This is a genomic window from Billgrantia bachuensis (assembly GCF_011742165.1).
Classification (GTDB): domain Bacteria; phylum Pseudomonadota; class Gammaproteobacteria; order Pseudomonadales; family Halomonadaceae; genus Halomonas; species Halomonas bachuensis.
Genome location: NZ_JAAQTO010000037.1, coordinates 1 through 23301, shown reverse-complemented (window position 1 = coordinate 23301; position 23301 = coordinate 1). Strand labels below are relative to the sequence as shown.

Genomic DNA, 23301 nt, shown 5'->3' with positions numbered 1-23301 from the left:
GCTCCTTACGCCCGGCGGCGGACGATCTGGTAACGCCGCGTCACATAGCCCATCGGTGCGCTCCAGACGTGAACCAGACGGGTGAAGGGGAACACCAGCACGATCGTCAGGCCGACCAGGATGTGCAGCTTGTAGATCCAGCTCACGCCCTCCAGGTGAGCGGCGGCGCCGCCCTGGAAGTAGACGATGGACTGTGCCCAGCCGGAGAACTTCAGCATCGCGCTGCCGTCCAGGTGGCCCAGGGTGGGCAGGATGGTGAGCAGCCCCAGCGCCACCTGCAGCACCAGCAGGCCGATGATCACGGTGTCCATGGTGGTCGAAGAGGCACGCACGCGCGGGTTGGTCAGGCGGCGATGGAACAGCATGGCCCCGCCCACCAGACACATCACCCCGGCGATGCCGCCGACCACCACCGCCATCACCTGCTTGGCGCCGGGAGTGATGAAGGGCTCGTAGACCCAGTGCGGCGTCAGCAGGCCGACCAGATGGCCGAAGAAGATGACGATGATGCCGACATGGAACAGGTTGCTCGCCATGCGCATGTTCTTCGATGACAGCATCTGGCTCGAACCGGTCTTCCAGGTGTACTGGCCGTGGTCGTAGCGCATCAGGCTGCCGATCAGGAAGACGCTGCCGGCAAGGTAGGGGTAGAGCCCGAAGAGCAAGGAGTTGATGTAGTTCATGACAGGTCTCCGTTAACCGCCTCACCCTGTACCTGCCGCTTGCGCTCGGCCAGGCGCCGTCCCTCGGCGGACTGCAGCGCACAATCCTCGTCGGACTTGGCGGAGAAACGCACCGCCTCCTCCTCCCATACCGCATCCAGCGCTTCGGGGGTATCGTCACGCGTCTCGCCGACCACGGCTTCCCGCTTGGTCTCGACGTCGTCCTCGGCGTCGATGAGTGCCAGCAGCGCACGGGTGACCAGAGCCTGGTCGGCGCCGCGCTCTTCCAGGCGCGCGGTGAGCAGCGCCAGGATGTGGCGGATCTCGCCCAGCCAGCGGCCGATCTCCTCGTCGCTGCGGGTGGAGAGGTACTCCAGGAACAGCGGCAGGTAGTCGGGCAGTTCGCGGGCGTCGAGTTCGAAGCCGGCAGCCTTGTACTCCTCGATCAGATCGACCATGGCCTGGCCGCGGTCGCGGGACTCGCCGTGCACGTGTTCGAACAGCAGCAGCGAGTGGGCGCGGCCCTTGTCGAACAGCGCCACGTACTCGGACTGCAGCTCGAGCAGGTCACCGTCCGCAATGCGCTGGCACCAGCTCATCAGGTCGGCGCGCAGCGCTGCCGGCAGGCGGCGCTCGGCGTCGAGCGCTTCGATCAGGTCGCCCGCGGCCTCCTGCAGCGCCGCGGTGGGGTAGTCGAGCAGCCGGGCCAGCACGCGCAGGCTGCGCATGCCGGATTCGGGCTGGATCATGGTTTCTTCAGCCATCTGGAGTGCTGCATTAGCCATGGTGAGTCTCCTTGGCGCCCGTCTTCGGATCGAACACGTCGACCGGCTTGATCAGCGCGCTGGTCTGCTTGCGGCCGTTGAACAGGCTCGGCTTGCTCTCGCCGTGGCAGCCGTCGCCGAAGCTGAAGCCGCAGCCGCCGCGCTCGGGGAAGGCCTCGGTGGCCATCTCGCGATGGCTGGTGGGCACCACGAAGCGGTCCTCGTAGTTGGCAATGGCGAGGTAGCGGTACATCTCCTCCACCTGCGCCTCGCTGAGATCGACGGCGTCGAGCACGGCGGTGTCGACCTTGCCCTCGACGTGCTTGTTGCGCATGTAGACGCGCATCGCCATCAGCCGCTTGAGCGCCAGCACCACGGGCTCCTCCTCACCGGCGGTGAGCATGTTGGCGAGGTAGCGCACCGGAATGCGCAGTGACTCGATCTTGGGCAGCACGCCGTCGTATTCGACCTTGCCGGCCTCGGCGGCCGACTGGATCGGCGACAGCGGCGGCACGTACCAGACCATCGGCAGAGTGCGGTACTCGGGGTGCAGCGGCAGCGCCAGCCCCCAGTCCATGGCCATCTTGTAGACCGGCGAGGCCTGGGCCGCAGCGATCACGTTGTCGGCGATGCCGTCGCGCTTGGCCTGGGCGATCACCTCGGGGTCGTGCGGGTCGAGGAAGATCTCGCACTGGCGGTGGTAGAGGTCGCGCACGTCCGGCGAGCTCGCCACTTCCTCGATGCGATCGGCATCGTAGAGCAGCACGCCGAGGTAACGGATGCGGCCCACGCAGGTCTCGGAACACACCGTCGGCATGCCCGCCTCGATGCGCGGGTAGCAGAAGATGCACTTCTCGGACTTGCCGGTCTTCCAGTTGTAGTAGATCTTCTTGTACGGGCAGCCGGAGATACACATCCGCCAGCCGCGGCACTTGTCCTGGTCGATCAGGACGATGCCGTCCTCCTCGCGCTTGTAGATCGCGCCGGACGGGCAGGAGGCCACGCAAGCCGGGTTGAGGCAGTGCTCGCACAGGCGCGGCAGGTACATCATGAAGGTGTTCTCGAACTGGCCGTAGATGTCGGCCTGCACCTGTTCGAAGTTCTTGTCGCGGCGGCGCTTGGCGAACTCGGTACCGAGGATCTCCTCCCAGTTCGGGCCCCACTCGATCTTCTTCATGCGCTCGCCGGAGACCAGCGAGCGGGGGCGCGCCACCGGCTGGTGGTCGCCCTGCTTGGCGGTGTGCAGGTGCTGGTAGTCGAAGTCGAACGGCTCGTAGTAGTCGTCGATCTCGGGCAGGTCGGGGTTGGCGAAGATGTTCGCCAGCACCCGCCACTTGCCGCCGATGCGCGGTTCGATCTTGCCATCGCGGCGACGCATCCAGCCGCCCTTCCACTTGTCCTGGTTCTCCCACTCCTTGGGATAGCCGATGCCCGGCTTGGTCTCGACGTTGTTGAACCAGGCGTACTCCAGACCTTCACGGCTGGTCCAGACGTTCTTGCAGGTGACCGAGCAGGTGTGGCACCCGATGCACTTGTCGAGGTTGAGGACCATGCCTACCTGGGAACGAATCTTCATTTCACGGCCTCCTGAACGCTGTCGTTGCCCTCGCCGTCCAGCCAGTCGATTCTCTTCATCTTGCGGATGAGGACGAATTCATCGCGGTTGGAGCCAACGGTTCCGTAGTAGTTGAAGCTGTAAGAGAGCTGGGCGTAGCCGCCGATCATGTGGGTCGGCTTGGGGCACACCCGGGTCACGGAGTTGTGCATGCCGCCGCGGGTCTTGGTGACCTCGGAGCCCGGTACGTTCACCTGGCGCTCCTGGGCGTGGTACATCATCACCATGCCGGCCTTGACCCGCTGGCTGACGATGGCCCGCGCGGTGATGGCGCCGTTGGCGTTGTAGAGCTCGATCCAGTCGTTGTCCTCGATGCCGATCTCCTGGGCATCGGTCTCCGACATCCAGACCACCGGGCCGCCGCGGTTGAGCGTCAGCATCAGCAGGTTGTCGCTGTAGGTGGAGTGGATGCCCCACTTCTGGTGCGGCGTGATCCAGTTCAGCGCCTTGGCCGGGTTGCCGTTGTCCTCCGGCAGCTGGAAGCCGGTGATGGTCTTGGTGTTGATCGGCGGACGGTAGACCAGCAGGCTCTCGCCGAAGGCGCGCATCCAGGGGTGATCCTGGTAGAACTGCTGGCGGCCGCTCACGGTGCGCCACGGAATCAGCTCGTGGACGTTGGTGTAGCCGGCGTTGTAGGAGACATGCTCATCCTCCAGGCCGGACCAGGTCGGGCTCGAGATGATCTTGCGCGGCTGGGCGACGATGTCGCGGAAGCGGATCTTCTCCTCTTCCTTGTTGACCGCCAGGTGCGTGTGGTCGCGCCCGGTGATCTTGGACAGCGCACCCCACGCCTTGACCGCCACCTGGCCGTTGGTTTCCGGCGCCAGGGTCAGGATCATCTCGGCGGCGTCAATGGCCGTCTCGATCTTCGGCCGGCCCTTGTGCGGCCCTTCGGTCTTGCGGTAGTTGAGCTTGCCGAGCAGCTCGACCTCGGATTCGGTGTTCCAGGCGATGCCCTTGCCGCCGTTGCCGATGGTCTCGAGCAGTGGGCCGACGGAGGTGAAGCGCTCGTAGGTTTCCGGGTAGTTGCGCTTGACCTCGATCAGCGCCGGCATGGTCTTGCCGGGGATCGGCTCGCACTCGCCCTTCTTCCAGTCCCTCACTTCGGGCTGGGCCAGCTCGGCCGGGGAGTCGTGCTGGTGCGGCAGGGTGACCAGGTCGGTCTCCTCGCCCAGATGACCCACGCAGACCTCGGAGAACGCCTTGGCGATGCCCTTGTAGATGTCCCAGTCGCTGCGCGACTCCCACGCCGGGTCGGTGGCCGCGGTCAGCGGGTGGATGAACGGGTGCATGTCCGAGGTGTTGAGGTCGTTCTTCTCGTACCAGGTCGCCGTCGGCAGCACCACGTCGGAGTAGAGGCAGGTCGAGGACATGCGGAAGTCTAGCGTGACCACCAGGTCGAGCTTGCCTTCCGGCGCCTCGTCGTGCCACTTCACCTCTTCCGGCTTCTGGCCGCCGAATTCGCCCAGGTCCTTGCCCTGGATGCCGTGGCGGGTACCCAGCAGGTACTTGAGCATGTACTCGTGGCCCTTGCCCGAGCTGCCCAGCAGGTTGGAGCGCCAGATGAACATGTTGCGCGGGAAGTTCTGCGGGCTGTCCGGGTCCTCGGCGGCGAAGGCCAGCTCGCCGCTCTTGAGCTGCTGGACGGCGTAGTCGGCGGTGGAGAGGCCGGCGGCCTCGGCCTTTTCGGCCAGGCGCAGCGGGTTGGCGTTGAGCTGCGGCGCGGAGGGCAGCCAGCCCATGCGCTCGGAGCGCACGTTGAAGTCGATCAGGCTGCCGCTGTAGTCGGCCGGGTTGGCCAGCGGCGAGAGGATCTTCTTGATCTCGAGCTTCTCGTAGCGCCACTGCGAAGAGTGGTTGTAGAAGAACGAGGTGGAGTTCATGTGGCGCGGCGGCCGCTGCCAGTCGAGGCCGAAGGCCAGCGGGGTCCAACCGGTCTGCGGGCGCAGCTTCTCCTGGCCGACATAGTGGGCCCAGCCGCCGCCGCTCTGGCCGATACAGCCGCACATGACCAGCATGTTGATCAGGCCGCGGTAGTTCATGTCCATGTGGTACCAGTGGTTCATCGCGGCACCCACGATGACCATGGAGCGACCCCGGGTCTTGTCGGCGTTGTCGGCGAACTCACGGGCGATACGGGCGACCTGCTCGGCGGGCACGCCGGTGATCTTCTCCTGCCAGGCCGGGGTGTAGGGGCGGACCTGGTCGTAGGAGGTGGCACCGTCGTCTTCCCCCTCTTTACCAAAGCCGCGGTCGATGCCGTAGTTGGCACACATCAGGTCGAACACGGTGACAGCCAGCACGTCAGTGCCGTCGGCCTTCTTCAGGCGCTTGGCGGGCAGGCTGTGGAACAGCAGTTCGTTGCCGGCCACGTGGTCGAAGTGCTCGTGGGCGATGCCGCCGAAGTAGGGGAACGCCACCCTGGCCACGTCGTCATGATGTTCGGCCAGGGTCAGCAGCGGCTTGATCTCTTCGCCGTCCGCGCTGCGCTCCTCGAGGTTCCACTTGCCCTGGTTCTCTTCTTTCTCACCCCAGCGGAAGCCGATGGAGCCGTTGGGCACGACGAGGCGGTCGGACAGTTCGTCCCACGCCACGGTCTTCCACTCGGGGTTGTTGTCCTGGCCCAGGTTGCCTTCGAAGTCGCTGGTGCGCAGCTGCTTGCCGGGCACGAAGCTGCCGTCTTCGCGGGCTTCCAGCTCAACCAGGAAGGGCATGTCGGAGTACTTGCGTACGTATTCGGTGAAGTAGGCACTGGGCTTGTCGAGGTGGAACTCCTTGAGGATGACGTGGCCCATGGCCATGCCCAGCGCGGCGTCGGTACCCTGCTTGACCGACAGCCACTCGTCGGTGAGCTTGGAGACCTCGGCGTAGTCCGGGGTGATGGAGACGGTCTTGGTGCCCTTGTAGCGCACTTCGGTGAAGAAGTGGGCGTCCGGAGTGCGGGTCTGGGGCACGTTGGACCCCCAGGCGATGATATAGCCGGAGTTGTACCAGTCGGCCGATTCGGGCACGTCGGTCTGCTCGCCCCAGGTCTGCGGGCTGGCCGGCGGCAGGTCGCAGTACCAGTCGTAGAACGACAGGCAGACGCCGCCGATCAGCGACAAGTAGCGCGCGCCGGAGGCGTAGCTGACCATCGACATGGCGGGGATCGGCGAGAAGCCGATGACGCGGTCGGGGCCGTACTGCTTGGCGGTGTAGACGTTGGACGAGGCGATCAGCTCGTTGAGCTCATCCCAGTCGGCGCGCACGAAGCCGCCCATACCGCGGGCGCGCTTGTACTGCTTGGCCTTGGCCGGATCCTCGACGATGGAGGCCCAGGCATCGACCGGGTCGGCGTGCTGCTGCTTGGCCTCGCGCCACAGCTTGAGCAGCGGCTTGCGGATCAGCGGGTACTTGAGGCGGTTGGCGCTGTACATGTACCAGGAGTAGCTGGCGCCGCGCGGGCAGCCCCGCGGCTCGTGGTTGGGCAGGTCCGGGCGGGTGCGCGGATAGTCGGTCTGCTGGGTCTCCCAGGTGACCAGGCCGTTCTTGACGTAGATCTTCCAACTGCAGGAGCCGGTGCAGTTCACGCCGTGGGTGGAGCGCACGATCTTGTCGTACTGCCAGCGCTGCCGGTAGCCGTCCTCCCAGCCACGGGACTCCTCGCGGGTCTCGCCATGGCCGTTGGCGAAGGGCTCACGCGCCTTGCGGAAGAAATTCAGCCGATCTAAGAAGTGACTCATGGTCGATCTCCAGGCTCCTTGATGTGATGCGTGGCCGCCGGGCCACCCCGCCTGCCGTGCCGCGCGACGTGTTCGACACGACCGTCAGGCAGGTGCTTGGAGAGGATTCTGGGGGATCGAAACGCGGATTACTGCCCGGTTACCTCCATATACACCCCGTCTACCCACAAGGTGATAGACGGCCCGGAGAAAGGGGTTAATCCTCCTGAGGATGGAGGCGACTCGCGACAACTCCGCGGCGCCCGGCGTCAACTCCTGGCCTTCTCGCCGCGCCACACTGCTCCTCATCGACACCGATAGCTGTGAGGAGCCCCCATGAACCGCAACGTCATCCTGACCTGCGCCGTCACCGGCGCCGGCGACACCGTCGCCAAGAGCCCCCATGTGCCCGTCACGCCCAAGCAGATCGCCGAGGCCGCTATCGAGGCCGCCAAGGCCGGCGCCAGCGTGGCGCATCTCCATGTGCGCGACCCCGAGACCGGCGCCATCAGCCACTCCCTGGACCACTTCCGCGAGGTCGTGGAGCGCATCCGTGAGGCGGACACCGATATCGTCATCAACCTCACCGCCGGCGGCGGCGGCGATTGGATCCCCGATGCCGCCGACCCCACCCGCGGCGGCCCGAACACCGATATCCAGACCCCGGCCGAGCGCCACGCCCCGGTGGACGAGCTCTTGCCCGAGCTGTGCACCCTGGACTGTGGCAGCCTCAACTTTGGCGACATGGTCTATGTGAACCCCGCCGACTGGCTGCGCGAGCATGCCCGCTTGGTGCAGGCCGCCGGGGTCAAGCCGGAGCTGGAATGCTTCGACCTGGGCCACGTGTGGTTCGCCCGCCAGCTGCAGCAGGAGGGATTGCTCGACGGCGACCCGCTGTTCCAGCTCTGCCTAGGCATTCCTTGGGGCGCCGAGGCGGATACCGAGACCATGCTGGCCATGCGCAACAAGCTGCCGGCGAACGCCAATTGGGCAGCCTTCGGCATCGGCCGCCAGCAGATGCCCATGGTGGCCCAGGCGGTGCTGCTGGGCGGCCATGCCCGGGTCGGCCTGGAGGACAACCTCTACCTGGAGAAGGGGGTGCTGGCCACCAACGGCCAACTGGTGGAGCGCGCCCGCACCCTGATCGAGAACCTCGGCGTCCGGGCGATGACGCCTGCCGAGACCCGCGCCCATCTGGGACTGCGCGACCCGAATAGCGGCCGCATCGTCGAGAAAGTTGTGGGGGGTGTCGCATGAGCCAGCGTCTCGCCGTGATCGGCACCGGGGTGATCGGCAACGGCTGGATCGCCCGCGCCCTGGCCCAGGGGTGGGAGGTGGTGGCCTTCGACCCGACCCCCGATGCCCCCGCGCGCACCCGCGCCTTCGTCGACAATGCCTGGCCAGCCCTCGAACGCCTGGGCCTGGCCGAATGCGCCAGCCCCGCGCGGCTCACCTTCGCGGAGAGCCTGGCGGGCGCCGTCGAAGGCGCCACCCTGATCCAGGAGAACGTCCCCGAGCGCCTCGAGCTCAAGCGCGAGATCCTCGCCGCCCTGGACGCCGCGGCAGTGCCCGAGGTGCTGATCGGTTCATCGACGTCCGGCTTCAAGCCCAGCGACCTGCAGCGCGACTGCACCCGAGCCCCGGGACGGGTGATCGTCGCCCACCCCTTCAACCCGGTCTATCTGCTGCCGCTGGTGGAACTGGTGGGCGGCGCGGCCACCGAGCCCGAGCAGCTCGATGCAGCCCGGACGCTCTACCGGGAACTTAAGATGCGCCCGCTAGTAGTGCGCCGCGAGATCGAGGGGCATCTCGCCGACCGCCTGATGGAGGCGCTGTGGCGCGAGGCGCTGCACCTGGTCAACGACGGCGTGGCCACCACCGAGGAGGTGGACGCCGCCGTGGTCTACGGCTGCGGCCTGCGCTGGTCGCTGATGGGCACTTTCCTCACCTTCCACCTGGCCGGCGGCGAAGCCGGCATGCGCCATATGCTCGAGCAGTTCGGCCCGGCCCTGAAGCTGCCCTGGACCAGGCTCGAGGCCCCCGAGCTCAGCGACGAGCTGATCGACAAGGTGGTCGAAGGCTGCGAGTACCAGGCCGCCGGCCGCCCGGTGAGCGAACTCGACCGTCGCCGCGACGACTTCCTGGTTGAACTGCTCGGCCTGGTGCAGAAATACTGGCCGGAAGCCGAAGGCCTGGAGGGGCGCATCTGATGCAGATTCTGGAAACCCGCGTCGCCCCGGCGTGGGTCGACTATAACGGCCATATGAACGATGCCGAATACGCCAGGGTCTTCTCCCTGGCGGTGGAGACGCTGATGGATCATATCGGCCTGGACGCCGCCGGCCGCGATCGCCACCGCTATACGCTCTACACCCTGGAGACCCATCTCTGCTATCGCCGCGAGGCCCACGAGGACCAGCCGCTGCGGGTCGCGCTGACCCTGCTCGACCGCGACGCCAAGCGGCTGCATGTCTTCTTCGAGATGCAGGACGCCGAAGGCAACCTGCTGGCCACCAGCGAGCAGATGCTGATGGGCGTGAACCGCGAGAGCAGCCGTCCCGACGCCTTCCCTCCCGCCGTGGCCGAGGCCATCGCCGCGCTGCCCCAGGCCGAGCCCGGTGCCTGGCCGGCGCTCGCCGGGCGCACCATCGGTATAAGGCGCTGAGCGGTTGGATATCGAGGCCTTTATCCGGCGCTTCGCCGCGGGATTGAGCGACCTTGAAGGCGTGTCCCTGGCTGTGGCGCGCCCGCGCTACGAGGCCCTCTGCGCCAGCTTCGCCCCACCCGATCCAGCGGGAATGCGTGTCGAGGCCAGCGCCCTCGGCGGCGTGGCGGTACGTCGTTTTCTGCCCAATAGCGCCAGGCCCGGTACGGTGCTCTTCGTGCATGGCGGCGGCTTTACCCTCGGCTCGGTGAAGAGCCACCACGGGGTAGCGGCAAGCCTCGCCCAGGCGCTGGGCCGCGAAGTCATCAGCGTCGACTATCGCCTGGCCCCGGAGGCCGACTACGCGACCATGCTCGCCGACTGCCGGGCGGTGGCCGACGCCATCACCCCCATCGCCCTGGTGGGCGATAGCGCCGGCGGCCGGCTGGTACTGGATCTGGCCTGGCAGCGAGGCGATGTCACCACACCCCTGGGACTGGTCTACCCCCCGCTGGGTGCCCCCGATGCGGCCGCGCTGGGCCCGGATGCTCCGCTGCTCTCTCGGGCCGATATCCACCAACTGGGCCAGTTGGTGGCCCCACTGACACCCTCCCCCACCGCACCGCCGTCCCCGGTCATTGAGATGCTGGCGGTGGAGCACGACCCCCTGACCCGTCCCCTCGAGGCCGCCGTAGCCGCCTGGCGCCGCCAGGGCGCCCGGGTCGGCTATCGCTGCGCGCCCGGCGTGGTGCACGCCGCCCTCCACGCCCAGGCCCACCTGCCCGCCATGGGCAAGGCCTGGCAGGTGTTCTGTCGGGCCCTGGCCGGCCATCTAGCATAAGTGCCGCCCCCCTCAGGTCTGCGGCTTATGGCGATTTCGCTTCGCCTGGTGACAAGTTCACGCGTCCCTCCCTCCGTATGCTGTGAATCACCCCCAATAACAACAGTGGATGCCCCCATGAAACACGACTATCTGACCACCGTCGCCTCGGTGCTGACGGTCGGCGCCCTGCTCGGCGCCATCACCCTCTTCCCCACCCAGTTCGAGGTCGTCCTCGAGCTGGCCAAGACCCAGGTGATCGGCAACTTCGGCTTCCTCTTCACCTACCCGGCCTTCGCCGCCTCGCTGTTCTTCCTGGTAGCCGCCGTCACCCCCCTGGGCCGGCTGCGCTTCGGCGAGGGGCCGCCGGAGTTCTCCACCCCCAGCTGGCTGGGCATGCTGTTCTCCACCGGCATGGGCATCGCCCTGCTCACCTGGGGCGTCAGCGAACCGCGCTACCACGTGGAAGCGGGCATGAGTTCCCACGAGGCGCTGCTCACCGCCTTCAACCACTGGGGCCTGTTGGCCTGGGTCGGCTACCTGGGGGTGGGGGTGATGTTCGCCCACGCCCTCTACAACCTGCACATCGACAAGCCCGCCGAGCGGCTGCTGGGCAACGGCTTTCTCAGCCGCCTCAACCTGGTGAGCCTGGTGGTGGCCACGGTGATCGGCCTGTCGCTGACCTTCTCCTACGCCAGCACGCCGCTGCGCCAGGCGCTGGCCGACGGCCTCGGCCTGGAGGTGAGCAATGCGGCCATGATCCTGACTCTGGCCGGTTTCGCCATCCTCTCCTCGGTCTCGGGGCTCCAGCGCGGCATCAAGTGGCTGAGCAACTACAACAGCGTCTTCGCCCTGGCGCTGATGCTGGCGGTCTTCGTGCTCACCGTCCCCGCGGAGATCCTCACGCAGTTCGCCCGGCTGCTGCCGGAGTATCTGGTGCGCTATCCGGCCATGGCCACCGATATCGGCCTCGGCGACCCCGAGCGCAAGGCCTGGCTGGCCGACTGGCTCTACGCCTTCGAGGCCTCCTGGTACGGCTGGTTCATCTTCACCGGGGTCTTCATCGCGCGCATCTCCAGGGGCCGCACCCTGCGCGAGCTGGTGCTGGGCATCCTGATCGTGCCCACCTTGCTGACCTGCTTCTGGTTCGTCACCTTCGGCCTGGCCGGGCTCGAGGCCGACGTCGAGGACGTCTTCCAACTGGTGCGCGGCCTCGACACCAGCGGGATCCTGTCGCTGGTGCTATTGCTCAATATCCTGCTGTTCTTCGTCACCAGCGCCGACTCGGCGGGCCTGGTGTGCGAGATGCTCACCGCCAAGCGCACGCGAATCTTCTGGATCCTGGCCATGGCCACCCTGGCCATCGTCATCGGCTGGCTGGGCGGCGACGTATACCGGGTGATCCTGACCCTGATCTCGGTCACTGCCATTCCGGTGGCAATCGGCATCTTCGCCCTTACCTTCGGCTTCCTGCGCCGCGTGCTGCCGCGGCGCGCGGCCGGTCTCGAGCGGTCGCAGGACTAGTCGCGGGCGGGCCTGTCAGCCAGGACCTGCCACAGGAAGGTGGCCGAGACGCGCAGCGACCCGCCGAGCTCCAACCTACCCCGCCGCCCGCCGCGCCTGGCGCGGTGAGTGCCCATACTGGACGCGGAAAGCGCGGGAGAAGCTGGAGCCGGAGGTGAAGCCGCAGGCCAGGCCTACCGTGAGCACGTCCATATCGGTCTCTGTGAGCAGGTGACGGGCCCGCTCCAGGCGCAGCTGCAGATACCACTGGCGGGGCGAGGTACCGAGCTGCTGCTCGAAGAGCCGCTGCATCTGGCGCGGCGAGACGCCGCTACGGCGGGCCACCTCGGCGAGCGATAGAGGCTCTTCCAGATGCCGCTCCATCAGTGCCACCGCCTCCACTAGGCGGCGGTTATGGGTGCCGAGACGGCGCGCCAAGGTCATGCGCTGCTGGTCGCGGCGGCTGCGCAGTCGTTCATGGATCAATTGCTCGGAGACGTCGATGGCCAGCCGTGCGCCATGGCGCCGTGAGATCACCTCCAGGGACAGGTCCATGGCCGCTGCGCCGCCGGCGCAGGAGAAGCGGCGCTCACGGATCTCGAACAGCTCGTCGGTGGTCTCGATGGTGGGGAAGCGCTCGCGGAAGGCGGGTAGGCTCTCCCAGTGCAAGGTCACCCGCTCACCCTTCAAGAGGCCCGCCGCGGCCAGCAGGAAGCAGCCGGTGTCGAGCCCCCCCAGGGCACAGCCGGCCTGGTCGAGGCGGTGCAGCCAGGCCATTAGCGGCCGGCTCAGGTGCGCCTCCGGCTCGAAACCGCTGCACACCGCCAGGGCGGGCAAGCGCTTCACCTCGGCGATGGCCTGGTCGGCGAGCAAGGTCATGCCGTTAGAGGCGGTGACCGGCCCGCCGTCCTCGCTGATCAGAGTCCAGTCGAACAGCGGCCGGCCGCTGATGCGATTGGCGATGCGCAGCGGCTCCACCGCCGAGAAGAAGGCCATCATCGAGAAGCGGGGCAGCAGCAAGAAGCCGACGCTCTCGGGCAACGGCCCGCGATAGTCCAGGCGCATGGGCGACTCCTCTCGGCGCGCTTTCCCGGCAGCATCGCCTGGCGGCGAGGCGCTGACTATGCGCAATACGTCATACCTTGTGCATAAGCCGCCAGACCTGAGCAGGTGACGCCTTAAAGCCGGGCGATCAGCGCGCCCACCTCGGCGGCGACCTCGGCCACCACCGCTTCGTCGTAACGCTGCCCGCGCCGCTTGCGCAGGCCGCGCTCGTAGAGCTTGACGTGCTCGGTGGGGACGGCCCCGGCCTGGGCCAGGCAGTGGTGGGTGCAGTGCATCTGGCAGGCATCGATGGCAACGATGAGCCGGCCGGAATGGGCGACGCACACCAGGCGCACGGTGCCGCCGAGCACGATATAGAGCCACTCGGCCGGCGTATCCCGGCGCAAACAGCACTCGCGGCTCTTGAGGGTGCGCGTCTCGCTGTCCGCCAGCAGCGCCTTGATCTTCGCGTCGCTGAGGGGCCACACCCCGCTTACCCACAAGGTGATAGACGGCCCAGAGAAAGGGGTTAATCCCCTTCGCGCAGGCGACGGACGCCGGTGCGGCTACCTACTTCCCAGAGCATCACCAGCATGCACACCGCGAGCGCGGCGTAGAGGAACATGAAGCCGGCGGTGCGCACGCCGACCCACTCGTTGCCGAGCACGAACATCAGCGGCAGCGCGGCGGCGAACAGCCCGCCCAGCGCCAGCGCCAGGCCGCCCGAACGCACCATATCGTCGCCGTGGTCGCGGTGGATCAGGCACATCAGGCTGCCCTTGCCGATGCCCATGGCCAGACCCATGACGGCGAGCAACGCGGCGAAGCCGGCCAGCGGCATGGAGAACTCCAGCGCCAGATCGCCGTGCACGCCGTGGATCTGCATGCTGAAGTCGGGATAGGAGAGCAGGAAAAGGCAGGCCATCACGCAGGCGCTGACCCACCAGCGCAGGTCGCGAAAGTCGCGCCGGTCGGCCAGTGCCCCGCCGAGGATCTGCCCCAGCCCACCGGGCAGGGTGAAGACCAGCGCCCACAGCGCCGCCGCCATCAGCGAGAGGCGGTACTGCGCCATGAGATAGGCGGGCAGCCACAATGCCAGCGCCACGAAGGCGCCATAGAAGAAGCTGTAGTAGAGCGCCAGGCGGCACGCCGCGGGCGGTGGCAGCCCGCCGGGCAGGGCCGCGACGACATTGCCGCCGGGCGCTGCCGGCTGCCGCGGCGACTCCTCGGCGAACACCAACAACAGCAGCGCCACCAGCCCGATCGGCAGCAGATAGAGCTTGGGCGCCATGGGCCAGCCGTAGGCCTGGCTGATCAACGGCAGCAGGAAATAGGTCAGCCCGGCGCCGAGCATGCCGGCGCCATAGAGCCCCAGCGCCAGGCCGGCGTGGCGCCGCGGGCACAGCGCCGCCACGTAGACCAGGCCCGCCGCCAGCGAACCGGCGCCCACGCCCAGCCCGGCCCCGGCGAGCAGGAATTCCCAGTAATCGTTGGAGTGCGCGATGGCCCAGAGAAAGGGGCAGATCAGCAGCAGGCAGCCGACCATCACCCGCCGGCCGCCCACCAGCCGGGCCAGCGCCGCCAGCGGCAGCGCCGCCAGCGCGCCGGTGAACATCGGCATGGCCAGCAGCACGGCGAACTGCACCTCGCCGAAGCCCAGCGCCTGCTTGAGCTCGATGCCGAGCACGGCAAAGATGGTCCAGCTGGCGAACACCAGGGCGAAGGCCAGCGGCGACAGCAGCACGACCACCAGCGAGCGATAGTCGACCTGCTGGCCCACGACGGGGGGTTTTTCAGCGGACGTCATGAACGGTGGGTCTCGTGGCGTAGTCAAAAGTGATTCTCGATTAGCCCTCGGCTTGGCGTCAAAAGGGCATGCGAGGTACCTCTTTGGTAGCAGCCTGGCGAATCTCCCGGTAGGATGCGCCACCGCCCGCTGGGGTATAGTGTTGGCGAGGATATATAGTTCGATATATCCCGCATCATGCTGGAGTTGCCCACCGCCGATGAAACTGCTGCAACGTTCACTCGTGGCCCGCATCGTCGCCTCGCTGCTGGCCATCAGCGCCATGGCCCTGATCAGCATCGTGGTGACCATGGCGGTGGCCGGCGGCAGCCGCGGCGATGCGGCAGCGATCAACGTCGCCGGCTCGCTGCGCATGAATACCTACCAGATCGTCGCCGCCCTGCAGCGCTACGAACGCATCCCCTCCACGGAGCATCAGGCGGCGGTGCACGTACTCAAGCGCCGCTTCGAGGAGCGCCTGGAGAGCGGCGAGCTGACCGGGGCGATTCCCGTCTCCGAAGCCCACGATCTCAGGCGCCAGTACCGCCTGGTACTGACGCGCTGGCACAACGACCTGGCCCCCGAAGTCAACGAGGCCGTCGACACTCGCTCGGTAAACATCGAGTCGCTCTATCGCGCCCTCGACGGCCTGGTGAGCGAGATCGATCAGATGGTCTCTCAGCTCGAACACAACACCGAAGCCAAGATCCGCCTGCTCAGTGCGCTGCAGATCCTGTTCCTGGCGCTGACCGCCGTTGTCGTGGCCATCGCGCTCTACGACATTCGCCACAACCTGGTGGCACCGCTGCGCCAGTTGATGGTGCTGGCGGGCGAAGCGGCACGGCACAACTTCACCGTGCGTACCCGGCTCCAGGGAGAAGACGAACTCGCCCTGCTCGGGCGCACCTTCGATAGCATGGCCGAGGAGCTTGGCACCAGCTACGCGGACCTGGAAGAACGGGTCAAGCGCAAAACCCGGGAGCTCGAGCGCAGCAGCCAGGTAATGCAGGTGCTTCACGACGGCAGCCGTTCGCTCTACGGCGGTGGCAATGATCTCTGCACCAGCGCCGCGCCCATGCTGCGCCGCGTCGCCGAGCTGCTGGACATCGGCCCCATCCGGCTGTCGCTCAACGACCCTCACACCGATCGCCAGGTACCGATACTCGCTACCCATTCGGCCCGCCGGCCCGACTACTGCCGCGACCACGACTGCCACGCCTGCCTGATCGCCCCCCGCCCCTTGCGCCTCTCCGATACCGAGGATGGCGATTGCGTGCTGCTGCCGGTGAGCGTGGGCGACGAGATGCTGGGCACGCTGGAAGTCTGGCACCCCAAGGAGGAGCGCCTCTCCGACAGCGTGCGGCGCCTGCTCAACGCCCTGGCCGACCAACTGGCCACTGCGGTCTACCTGCAGCAACGCATCGAGGAGGAGCAGCAGGTCTCGCTGATGCACGAGCGCACCATCATCGCCCGCGAGCTGCACGATTCACTGGCCCAGTCTCTCTCCTACCTCAAGATGCAGGTGGCGCGCCTGGAGCGCATGCAGGCCAAGGAAGCCCCCCGTGAGATGCAGGCGGCGGTGTTCGACGAGCTGCGCACCGGGCTCAACAGTGCCTATCGCCAGCTGCGCGAACTGCTGACCACCTTCCGCCTCAAGCTCGAAGGTCCCGGCCTGCAGACTGCCCTGCTGCAAACTACCGACGAGTTCTCCGAGCGCATGGGCGCGCCGGTGGAGCTGCACTATGACGTGCCGCCCCATCTGCTCAACCCCAACGAGGAGATCCACGTCCTGCAGATCGCCCGCGAGGCGCTGAGCAATATCCACAAGCATGCTGAAGCGCACTGGGCGGCCGTCACGGTGAAGTTCCAGGAGGCGCGTATCGTGCTGCGCATCGAGGACGACGGCGTGGGCCTCGAGAACGACGACTCACCGCCGATGCACTATGGGCTGATCATCATGCGCGACCGGGCGCATACCCTGGGGGGCGAGCTGCGCCTGGCCAACCGACCCGCGGGCGGCGCCTGTGTAGAGGTGGTCTTCACGCCGCAGACGGCGCGCCTGATCTCCCGCCAGCCGGCCATCGAATCCACCCTTCACGACCAAGGAAACTGAGACACCATGGGCCAGTCAGTCAGCGAGACCCCCGCCAGTATCCTGATCATCGACGACCACCCGCTGCTGCGCCGTGGCGTAGGCCAGCTGCTCGAACTAGAGGACGACCTCCAGCTCGTCGGTGAAACCGGCGAACCGGAGCAGGGCGTGCGCCTGGCCGCCGAGCTGGATCCGGACATGATCCTGCTCGACCTCAACATGCCCGGCATGGACGGCATCCAGACGCTGAAGGCGCTGCGCGAGTCGGGTTACGCCGGGCGCATCGTGATGTTTACCGTCTCCGACCACGAGGAGGACCTGCTGGCGGCCCTGCGCGGCGGCGCCGACGGCTACCTGCTCAAGGACATGGAGCCCGAGGAGATGGTGCGCCAGCTGCGCCAGGCGGCACTGGGCCGCATGGTGGTCAGCGAGAACCTCACTGCGCTGCTCGCCGAGGCGCTGCGCAACCAGCGCACGGCGCCGGCCACGCCCGATATCCACAGCCTGACCCAGCGCGAGCGCGAAATCCTGCGCGAACTCGCCGCCGGGCTCTCCAACAAGCTGATCGCGCGCAAGCTCGACATCTCCGAGGGCACGGTGAAGGTGCACGTCAAGCATCTGCTCAAGAAGCTCAACCTGCGCTCGCGGGTCGAGGCAGCGGTTTGGGCCGTGCAAGAGGGAATTGACGACAGATAACGAGCGATAGGTAGAAGAGGTTCTGTGTGGATACCTCCAAAGACTCCGAGGCGCCGGCAAGGCGCCTTTTTTATGCCCCTCCCTTGTAGCCCGACACAGAAAAACAACGGGTTAGCTCTATACCCCTGCTACCCCTCAAGTGGTATTTATCTGTTTTTCCGGCATTTTCGGCCGGTTTCCCCGGTTACCTGCCCGACGTATCTTTGCCTCAACCGAACCTGAATTGATCCCGGTCAGGACGGATGTCGCAAGGCGGGATCAGTGAATCCACGAAGGGGAAACGTCATGGCTAAATCGAGTGCCGATATCGGCAAACTCGGTGCCGGCAGGCCAAAGAATGCCGACATCGAACACTGGGACGTCGAGGACGAACAGTTCTGGCAACAGACGGGAAAACGCATCGCCTCGCGCAACCTGTGGATCTCCATTCCCAGCCTGCTGATGGGTTTCGCGGTGTGGCTGATGTGGGGCATGATCACCACCCAGATGCAGAACCTGGGCTTTCCCTTCGCCGTCGACCAGCTCTTTATGCTGACCGCCATCGCCGGCCTCGCCGGCGCCACGCTGCGCATTCCCGCCTCGTTCATGATCCGCATCGCCGGCGGTCGCAACACCGTATTCCTCACCACCGCACTGCTGATGATCCCGGCCTTCGGCACCGGGTTCGCACTGATGAACCCGGAAACGCCGTTCTGGGTCTTCCAGGCCCTGGCACTGCTCTCGGGCATCGGCGGCGGCAACTTCGCCGCCTCGATGAGCAACATCTCCACCTTCTTCCCCAAGAAGCAGCAGGGCTATGCCCTGGGCATGAATGCCGGCCTGGGCAACTTCGGCGTCACCACCATGCAGGTCCTGATTCCGCTGGTGATGACCGTGGGCATCTTCGGTGCCATCGCCGGCGCCCCGATGGAGCTGCAGAGCGCCAGCGGTACGCTGATCGGCCGCATCGAGGCAGGCACGCCGACCTGGATTCAGAATGCCGGCTTCGTCTGGCTGGTATTCCTGATCCCGCTGGCCTTCCTCGGCTGGTTCGGCATGAATAACCTGCGCTCGATCACGCCCAACCCCGGCACACCGCTGCAGGCCTTCGGCAAGATCCTGGGGCTCTACGGCGTGGGTGCCGTTGCCACCGTGGTGGGTGTCTTCACTCTGCAGTGGTTGGGCATGTGGGTCGCCCTGCCGGTCACCATCCTGCTGACCCTGGGCCTGATGCGCCTGATTCCCGGCGAGATCAAGCCCAATATCCAGAAGCAGTTCGCCATCTTCTCCAACAGGCACACCTGGTCGATGACGGTGCTCTACATCCTCACCTTCGGCTCGTTCATCGGCTTTTCCGCCGCCCTGCCGCTCTCCATATCGGTCATCTTCGGCAACATGATGGAAGTGGCCGCCGACGGCAGCGTGGCCCGCGTGGTCAACCCCGATGCTCCCAGCGCCCTGACCTGGGCCTGGATCGGTCCCTTCGTCGGTGCCCTGATCCGTCCGATCGGCGGCTGGATTTCCGACAAGGTGGGCGGCTCCATCGTCACCCAGGTGATCTCGGTCGTCATGGTGGTGGCCTCGGCGGTGACCGGCTACGTGATGATGCTGGCCTACAACTCCACCGATCCCAACAGCTACTTCGCCGTCTTCATGCTGCTGTTCGTGATCCTGTTCGCCGCCAGCGGTATCGGCAACGGTTCCACCTTCCGCACCATCGGCGTGATCTTCGACCAGCAGCAGAAAGGCCCGGTGCTGGGCTGGACCTCCGCCGTGGCCGCCTACGGCGCCTTCATCGCCCCGGTGGTAATGGGCGGTCAGATCCGCGCCGGCACCCCCGAGCTCGCCATGTACGGCTTCGCGATCTTCTACGCGGTGTGCCTGGTGATCAACTGGTGGTTCTACCTGCGCCCCGGTGCCGAAATCAAGAACCCGTGATGCCGTCAGCCGTGCCCTCGGCAGCCTGCCGGCGGCGCGGCCCCAGCCTGCCCCTCTAGGGAGGGAAAACCATGAAAGTCATGATCGCCTATGACGGCTCGCGCAACGCCAAGCTGGCCCTGGCCCAGACCGTCAGCCTGTTTCGCTGCAATGCTCCCACGCTGATCCTGGTCGGCGTGGCCGAGAACCCCGGCGACGCCACCGACGCCAACGAGACGCTGTTCCAACAGGAGTACGAGGAGATGAAGACGGCCCTCAAGGAGGGCGCCGACTTCGCCCACCAGGAGGGCTTCGAGGTCGACTGGGTGCTGGCCGAGGGCGACGCCCGCAAGATGCTGCTGCAGGCCACCCAGAAGCACGCCCCGGACGTGCTGGTCATCGCCCGCCACAGCAGCAAGCCCGACGGCGGCATCATCGCCCAGTCGCTGAGCTACTTCGTCGACGAGCTCGACTACATGACCTTCGGCAAGGTCAGCTCCTTCCTCGCCCGACGCGTCGAATGTCCGCTGCTGATCCTGCCCAGCCCGTGAGCGGCGATCCCGCCACACGTGGTTATCCGAGCTCTCACTTCAGGATGATACGACCATGAAAGTCGCCGACCTATTCAAGTTTCGCACCCCCGAGATACGGGCGCTGCACCTGACCTGGATCGCGTTCTTCATCACCTTCTACGTCTGGTTCAACATGGCGCCGCTCGCCTCGAGCATGCTCAAGAGCGTCGACTGGCTGACGCCGGAAGACATCAAGCTGTTCGCCATCTGCAACGTGGCGCTGACCATACCCGCGCGCATCATCGTCGGCATGGCGCTCGACCGCTTCGGCCCGCGCCGGGTGTTCTCGGTGCTGATGGTGCTCATGTCGATCCCCGCCCTGGTGTTCGCCTTCGGCGACTCCATGACCCAGCTGCTGGTCGCCCGCCTGGTGCTCAGCTCCGTGGGTGCGAGCTTCGTGGTGGGTATCCACATGACCGCGCTGTGGTTCAAGCCCAAGCATATCGGTTTCGCCGAGGGGTTCTACGCCGGCTGGGGCAACTTCGGTTCCGCCGCCGCCGCCATGACCCTGCCGACCATTGCCCTGACCTGGTACGGCGGCCCCGAGGGCTGGCGCTGGGCCATCGCCCAGAGCGCCATCGTCATGGCCGCCTACGGCGTCTACTACTGGTTCGCCATCACCGACGGCCCCGACGCCAAGGCCCACCGCAAGGCGCGCAAGGCGATGGCCATGGAGGTCAGCAGTTGGGCGGACATGGTCAAGCTGATCCTGTGGACCATCCCGCTGGTCGGCGTGCTGGGCATCCTGGTGTGGCGCATCCAGAACCTGGGCTACCTCTCCACCACCGGCGCCATGATTGCCTACCTGGTCATCGCCGCCGTGGTCGTCTATCAGATCGTGCAGATCCTGCGCGTCAACGTGCCGATCCTCAAGAAGGGCGTGCCGGAGGACGACAAGTACTCGTTCAACAGCGTGGCCGCACTCAACAGCACCTACTTCGCCAACTTCGGCGCCGAGCTGGCCGTGGTCTCCATGCTGCCGATGTTCTTCGAGCAGACCTGGGGGCTCACCGCTGCCGCCGCGGGCCTGATCGCCTCCTCGTTCGCCTTCGTCAATCTGGTGGCGCGCCCCATGGGCGGCCTGGTCTCCGACCGCCTGGGCAACCGCCGCTTCGTGATGCTCAGCTACATGTTCGGCATCGGCATCGGCTTCGTGCTGATGGGCCTGCTCAACGCCAAGTGGCCGCTGATCATCGCCATCGCCATCACCATCTTCACCTCCTTCTTCGTGCAGGGGGCGGAGGGCGCCACCTTCGGCATCATTCCCTCGATCAAGCGCCGCATCACCGGCCAGATCTCGGGCATGGCCGGCGCCTACGGCAACGTGGGGGCGGTGGTCTACCTGACCATCTTCACCTTCGTCACCCCGACCCAGTTCTTCTTCATCATCGCCACCGGCGCCTTCATCAGCTGGCTGATCTGCCTGGTGTGGCTGAAGGAACCGGAAGGGGCGTTCGACGAGGAGTACTACGTCTCCTCCGTCGACCGCATGATCGAGGAGCAGGAGCTGGCCGCGGCCCAGGCCAAGCCGCAACAAGGCTGAGCCGGCTGGGCTTCATCAGAGGGCGGCGACTTCGGTCGCCGCTTTTTCGTACACAACCCTGCGACATCCCACCACCCCCATTCCCTACTGAAACGGTCGGGCATTTGACCTGCGACAAGGATGTTTCCGCCAGAGTGCGGCACAGTAAGACATGCCAAACGCGGGCGAATCGGTCGCCTGCCAGCCGACCCGACCAGGAGGTGGCCATGACCTCGAATACCGCGACCTTCCCCCCCACCGCCGCCCAGGCCGACGAGCGCGGCACCAAGCTCGCTGCGGTGATCTACATTCTCTTTCTCGGCAGCGTGCTGGCCGTGGTCACGGCGCCGGTGGGCGTGCTGGTGGCGCATCTGCGCCGCCGCCACGTCGCCGACTGGGTCGCCACCCACCTGCAGTTCCAGATCCTCACCTTCTGGCTGGGTATCGTCGGCGCAGCGATCTTCGTGGCGGCCTGGCATGTGCTGGGCCTGGTCGGCGCCTCCGCCTGGGCGCCCTGGGCGCTGGGCTACGCCTTCTTCACCGCCTGCCTGATCTGGATGGTGGGGCGCTGTGGGGTGGGCATCCATCGGCTGATGGCGGGTCGCCCCATCGACGCCCCGCGCAGCCTGTGGCTCGGCGGCGCCCGCGTGAGCCTGCATGACTGACGCCAGCCCCACCCGCCCCCTGCCCAACCCGGGCTGGGGGCCGCTCTCGGCGCTGCCCGGCAACCCGCTGATGTGGGTGCTAATCCTCAGCGAGGTGGTGGTCTTCACCGCCTTCTTCGCCCTCTATGCCTGGCAGCGCGCCGGCGACGTCGCCGGCTTCAACGCCGCCCAGCAGAATCTCGACCCGCTGATGGGCGGGCTCAATACCCTGGTGCTGCTCACCAGCGGCCTGTGCGTGGCGCTTGCCGTGGAGGCGATCAGCGCCGGCGGGCGCCGCCGGGCGCGCCAGTGGCTGGCGGCGAGCATGGGGCTCGGGGTGCTGTTCTGCGTGATCAAGGTCGTCGAATATGCGGGCAAGTTCTCCGCCGGCATCACCCCCGAGACGCATCTGTTCTTCGGCTACTACTACGGCCTGACTGCTTTCCACTTCGCCCATGTGCTGTTCGGCCTGGGGCTGCTGGCGCTGGTGAGCTGGCGCACCTCGACCGAGAACGTCGAGACGGCGGCGGCCTTCTGGCACATGGTCGACCTGATCTGGATCTTGCTCTATCCGCTTGTTTATTTATTGCGCTGAGGGCTCACTCTTACGCTGAAAGCTCTTTGTTGCGCTGAGGTCTCCCTCCGCTGGCTCGCAACGACTCCCGACGAGGTGATTGATGACAGCACTCCCCGGCACCCGCCGTTTGATCGTCACCTGGCTGACGCTGATGGCGCTGACGCTGGTGGCGATGTTCTCCGCGCGCTTGGATCAGGCCAGCTGGGAGCCGCTGCCGCTCTGGTCGGCATTACTGGTGCTCGTCGCCACCGGGTTCAAGGCCCAGCGACTGCTGATGGTCTATCTCAACCTGCGCGCGGCGACGCCGGCCTGGAAGGGCACCTTCGTGGGGCTGGTGCTGTTGACGCTGGCGCTGATCGGCGCCGGTTATGCAGCGCCGCGACTGATCTGAGCCACCGTGGAGTGAAACGACATCGCCCGGCCATTCGGCCGGGCGATGCGTTACTGGCTTGCGCTTGCCGCTAGCGGGAAGGCCGGTTGCGAGTCGACGAGTGCGGCAGCGGCGGCGGGTTGCGTGCCCAGGCTTCGAGTACTCGGGCCAGGCGCATCATGCCATAGACAATGAAGGGCACGAGCAGCATCAGCCCGACGCCCCAGTCGCGGTTGTTGATCAGCCAGGCGACGGGCAGCACCACCGCCAGGCCGATGGCGAGCCCGACGACAACGGCGACGGCGAGACGCGGGTTGCTCATGGTCATCCCTCCTCAGGAACCGATGATCTGGCGATAGATGCCTGGTAGCGCCAGCGACAGGTGCTCGGGCC

Annotated in this window: 21 protein-coding genes; 13 read left to right on the top strand and 8 right to left on the bottom strand. The window is 66.6% G+C overall.

What is annotated here, in order from left to right:
* Positions 1 to 5: 5 nt before the first annotated feature.
* The 4 genes from narI to HBJ55_RS13785 are packed head-to-tail and all read right to left on the bottom strand — an operon-like array spanning position 6 to position 6763.
* The gene (gene narI / locus HBJ55_RS13800) at positions 6 to 683 is read right to left on the bottom strand and encodes a respiratory nitrate reductase subunit gamma (protein WP_167115895.1); all 678 of its coding nucleotides are present in this window, start codon (positions 681 to 683) and stop codon (positions 6 to 8) included.
* On the bottom strand, positions 680 to 1447 hold the full coding sequence (gene narJ, locus HBJ55_RS13795) for a nitrate reductase molybdenum cofactor assembly chaperone (protein WP_167115890.1): 768 nt from the start codon (positions 1445 to 1447) through the stop codon (positions 680 to 682). Before narJ ends, narI begins: the two co-directional genes overlap by 4 nt.
* Complete coding sequence (gene narH, locus HBJ55_RS13790; protein ID WP_167115887.1) at positions 1440 to 3002, bottom strand: nitrate reductase subunit beta; 1563 nt, start codon at positions 3000 to 3002, stop codon at positions 1440 to 1442. Before narH ends, narJ begins: the two co-directional genes overlap by 8 nt.
* Positions 2999 to 6763, bottom strand: a complete 3765-nt coding sequence (locus tag HBJ55_RS13785; RefSeq protein WP_167115884.1) for a nitrate reductase subunit alpha — start codon at positions 6761 to 6763, stop codon at positions 2999 to 3001. Before HBJ55_RS13785 ends, narH begins: the two co-directional genes overlap by 4 nt.
* Positions 6764 to 7078: 315 nt before the next feature.
* On the opposite strand from HBJ55_RS13785, the gene HBJ55_RS13780 reads away from it, so the two are divergent.
* The 5 genes from HBJ55_RS13780 (at position 7079) to HBJ55_RS13760 (ending at position 11730) form a co-directional block, all read left to right on the top strand.
* A complete protein-coding gene (locus HBJ55_RS13780) occupies positions 7079 to 7999 on the top strand; it encodes a beta-keto acid cleavage family enzyme (protein ID WP_167115882.1) in 921 nt (306 codons plus the stop codon).
* Positions 7996 to 8952 (top strand): L-carnitine dehydrogenase, encoded by a 957-nt coding sequence (locus tag HBJ55_RS13775; RefSeq protein ID WP_167115880.1) that lies wholly within the window; start codon positions 7996 to 7998, stop codon positions 8950 to 8952. Before HBJ55_RS13780 ends, HBJ55_RS13775 begins: the two co-directional genes overlap by 4 nt.
* Positions 8952 to 9407, top strand: a complete 456-nt coding sequence (locus HBJ55_RS13770) for a thioesterase family protein (protein ID WP_167115877.1) — start codon at positions 8952 to 8954, stop codon at positions 9405 to 9407. The genes HBJ55_RS13775 and HBJ55_RS13770 overlap by 1 nt, the downstream gene beginning before the upstream one ends.
* 4 nt (positions 9408 to 9411) lie before the next feature.
* A complete protein-coding gene (locus tag HBJ55_RS13765; RefSeq protein WP_167115875.1) occupies positions 9412 to 10227 on the top strand; it encodes an alpha/beta hydrolase in 816 nt (271 codons plus the stop codon).
* A 117-nt stretch (positions 10228 to 10344) separates the two neighbouring features.
* Complete coding sequence (locus HBJ55_RS13760; RefSeq protein WP_167115872.1) at positions 10345 to 11730, top strand: BCCT family transporter; 1386 nt, start codon at positions 10345 to 10347, stop codon at positions 11728 to 11730.
* A 75-nt stretch (positions 11731 to 11805) separates the two neighbouring features.
* Here the strand turns inward: HBJ55_RS13760 and HBJ55_RS13755 are convergent, their stop codons facing one another.
* From HBJ55_RS13755 to HBJ55_RS13745, 3 genes are all read right to left on the bottom strand, one after another.
* Positions 11806 to 12774, bottom strand: coding sequence for a GlxA family transcriptional regulator (locus HBJ55_RS13755; protein WP_167115870.1), 969 nt, complete (start codon positions 12772 to 12774; stop codon positions 11806 to 11808).
* Positions 12775 to 12887: 113 nt separating this feature from the next.
* Entirely contained in the window at positions 12888 to 13241 is a 354-nt protein-coding gene (locus HBJ55_RS13750) for a putative zinc-binding protein (RefSeq protein ID WP_338072022.1), read from the bottom strand.
* A gap of 41 nt (positions 13242 to 13282) precedes the next feature.
* Entirely contained in the window at positions 13283 to 14560 is a 1278-nt protein-coding gene (locus HBJ55_RS13745; RefSeq protein WP_167115865.1) for an MFS transporter, read from the bottom strand.
* A gap of 199 nt (positions 14561 to 14759) precedes the next feature.
* On the opposite strand from HBJ55_RS13745, the gene HBJ55_RS13740 reads away from it, so the two are divergent.
* The 8 genes from HBJ55_RS13740 (at position 14760) to HBJ55_RS13705 (ending at position 22929) form a co-directional block, all read left to right on the top strand.
* Positions 14760 to 16652 (top strand): histidine kinase, encoded by a 1893-nt coding sequence (locus tag HBJ55_RS13740; protein WP_167115862.1) that lies wholly within the window; start codon positions 14760 to 14762, stop codon positions 16650 to 16652.
* Between the two features lie 6 nt (positions 16653 to 16658).
* Positions 16659 to 17327 (top strand): two-component system response regulator NarL, encoded by a 669-nt coding sequence (narL, locus tag HBJ55_RS13735; RefSeq protein WP_167115859.1) that lies wholly within the window; start codon positions 16659 to 16661, stop codon positions 17325 to 17327.
* A gap of 285 nt (positions 17328 to 17612) precedes the next feature.
* A complete protein-coding gene (locus tag HBJ55_RS13730) occupies positions 17613 to 19244 on the top strand; it encodes an MFS transporter (protein ID WP_167115857.1) in 1632 nt (543 codons plus the stop codon).
* Positions 19245 to 19315: 71 nt separating this feature from the next.
* Positions 19316 to 19774 (top strand): universal stress protein, encoded by a 459-nt coding sequence (locus tag HBJ55_RS13725; protein ID WP_167115854.1) that lies wholly within the window; start codon positions 19316 to 19318, stop codon positions 19772 to 19774.
* A gap of 55 nt (positions 19775 to 19829) precedes the next feature.
* The gene (locus HBJ55_RS13720) at positions 19830 to 21338 is read left to right on the top strand and encodes an MFS transporter (protein WP_167115852.1); all 1509 of its coding nucleotides are present in this window, start codon (positions 19830 to 19832) and stop codon (positions 21336 to 21338) included.
* Positions 21339 to 21544: 206 nt separating this feature from the next.
* Positions 21545 to 21982, top strand: a complete 438-nt coding sequence (locus tag HBJ55_RS13715; RefSeq protein WP_167115849.1) for a DUF4870 family protein — start codon at positions 21545 to 21547, stop codon at positions 21980 to 21982.
* Positions 21975 to 22556, top strand: coding sequence for a cytochrome c oxidase subunit 3 family protein (locus HBJ55_RS13710; protein WP_167115847.1), 582 nt, complete (start codon positions 21975 to 21977; stop codon positions 22554 to 22556). Before HBJ55_RS13715 ends, HBJ55_RS13710 begins: the two co-directional genes overlap by 8 nt.
* 82 nt (positions 22557 to 22638) lie before the next feature.
* Entirely contained in the window at positions 22639 to 22929 is a 291-nt protein-coding gene (locus tag HBJ55_RS13705) for a hypothetical protein (protein WP_167115845.1), read from the top strand.
* A 70-nt stretch (positions 22930 to 22999) separates the two neighbouring features.
* Here HBJ55_RS13705 and HBJ55_RS13700 read toward each other — a convergent pair whose 3' ends face one another.
* Positions 23000 to 23230, bottom strand: coding sequence for a hypothetical protein (locus HBJ55_RS13700; RefSeq protein WP_167115842.1), 231 nt, complete (start codon positions 23228 to 23230; stop codon positions 23000 to 23002).
* Positions 23231 to 23301: the final 71 nt, after the last annotated feature.

Coding starts and splice junctions, on each gene's coding strand:
- narI (WP_167115895.1), bottom strand. CDS start 683: ATGAACTACATCAACTCCTTGCTCTTCGGGCTCTACCCCTACCTTGCC.
- narJ (WP_167115890.1), bottom strand. CDS start 1,447: ATGGCTAATGCAGCACTCCAGATGGCTGAAGAAACCATGATCCAGCCC.
- narH (WP_167115887.1), bottom strand. CDS start 3,002: ATGAAGATTCGTTCCCAGGTAGGCATGGTCCTCAACCTCGACAAGTGC.
- HBJ55_RS13785 (WP_167115884.1), bottom strand. CDS start 6,763: ATGAGTCACTTCTTAGATCGGCTGAATTTCTTCCGCAAGGCGCGTGAG.
- HBJ55_RS13780 (WP_167115882.1), top strand. CDS start 7,079: ATGAACCGCAACGTCATCCTGACCTGCGCCGTCACCGGCGCCGGCGAC.
- HBJ55_RS13775 (WP_167115880.1), top strand. CDS start 7,996: ATGAGCCAGCGTCTCGCCGTGATCGGCACCGGGGTGATCGGCAACGGC.
- HBJ55_RS13770 (WP_167115877.1), top strand. CDS start 8,952: ATGCAGATTCTGGAAACCCGCGTCGCCCCGGCGTGGGTCGACTATAAC.
- HBJ55_RS13760 (WP_167115872.1), top strand. CDS start 10,345: ATGAAACACGACTATCTGACCACCGTCGCCTCGGTGCTGACGGTCGGC.
- HBJ55_RS13755 (WP_167115870.1), bottom strand. CDS start 12,774: ATGCGCCTGGACTATCGCGGGCCGTTGCCCGAGAGCGTCGGCTTCTTG.
- HBJ55_RS13745 (WP_167115865.1), bottom strand. CDS start 14,560: ATGACGTCCGCTGAAAAACCCCCCGTCGTGGGCCAGCAGGTCGACTAT.
- HBJ55_RS13740 (WP_167115862.1), top strand. CDS start 14,760: ATGAAACTGCTGCAACGTTCACTCGTGGCCCGCATCGTCGCCTCGCTG.
- narL (WP_167115859.1), top strand. CDS start 16,659: ATGGGCCAGTCAGTCAGCGAGACCCCCGCCAGTATCCTGATCATCGAC.
- HBJ55_RS13730 (WP_167115857.1), top strand. CDS start 17,613: ATGGCTAAATCGAGTGCCGATATCGGCAAACTCGGTGCCGGCAGGCCA.
- HBJ55_RS13725 (WP_167115854.1), top strand. CDS start 19,316: ATGAAAGTCATGATCGCCTATGACGGCTCGCGCAACGCCAAGCTGGCC.
- HBJ55_RS13720 (WP_167115852.1), top strand. CDS start 19,830: ATGAAAGTCGCCGACCTATTCAAGTTTCGCACCCCCGAGATACGGGCG.
- HBJ55_RS13715 (WP_167115849.1), top strand. CDS start 21,545: ATGACCTCGAATACCGCGACCTTCCCCCCCACCGCCGCCCAGGCCGAC.
- HBJ55_RS13710 (WP_167115847.1), top strand. CDS start 21,975: ATGACTGACGCCAGCCCCACCCGCCCCCTGCCCAACCCGGGCTGGGGG.
- HBJ55_RS13705 (WP_167115845.1), top strand. CDS start 22,639: ATGACAGCACTCCCCGGCACCCGCCGTTTGATCGTCACCTGGCTGACG.
- HBJ55_RS13700 (WP_167115842.1), bottom strand. CDS start 23,230: ATGAGCAACCCGCGTCTCGCCGTCGCCGTTGTCGTCGGGCTCGCCATC.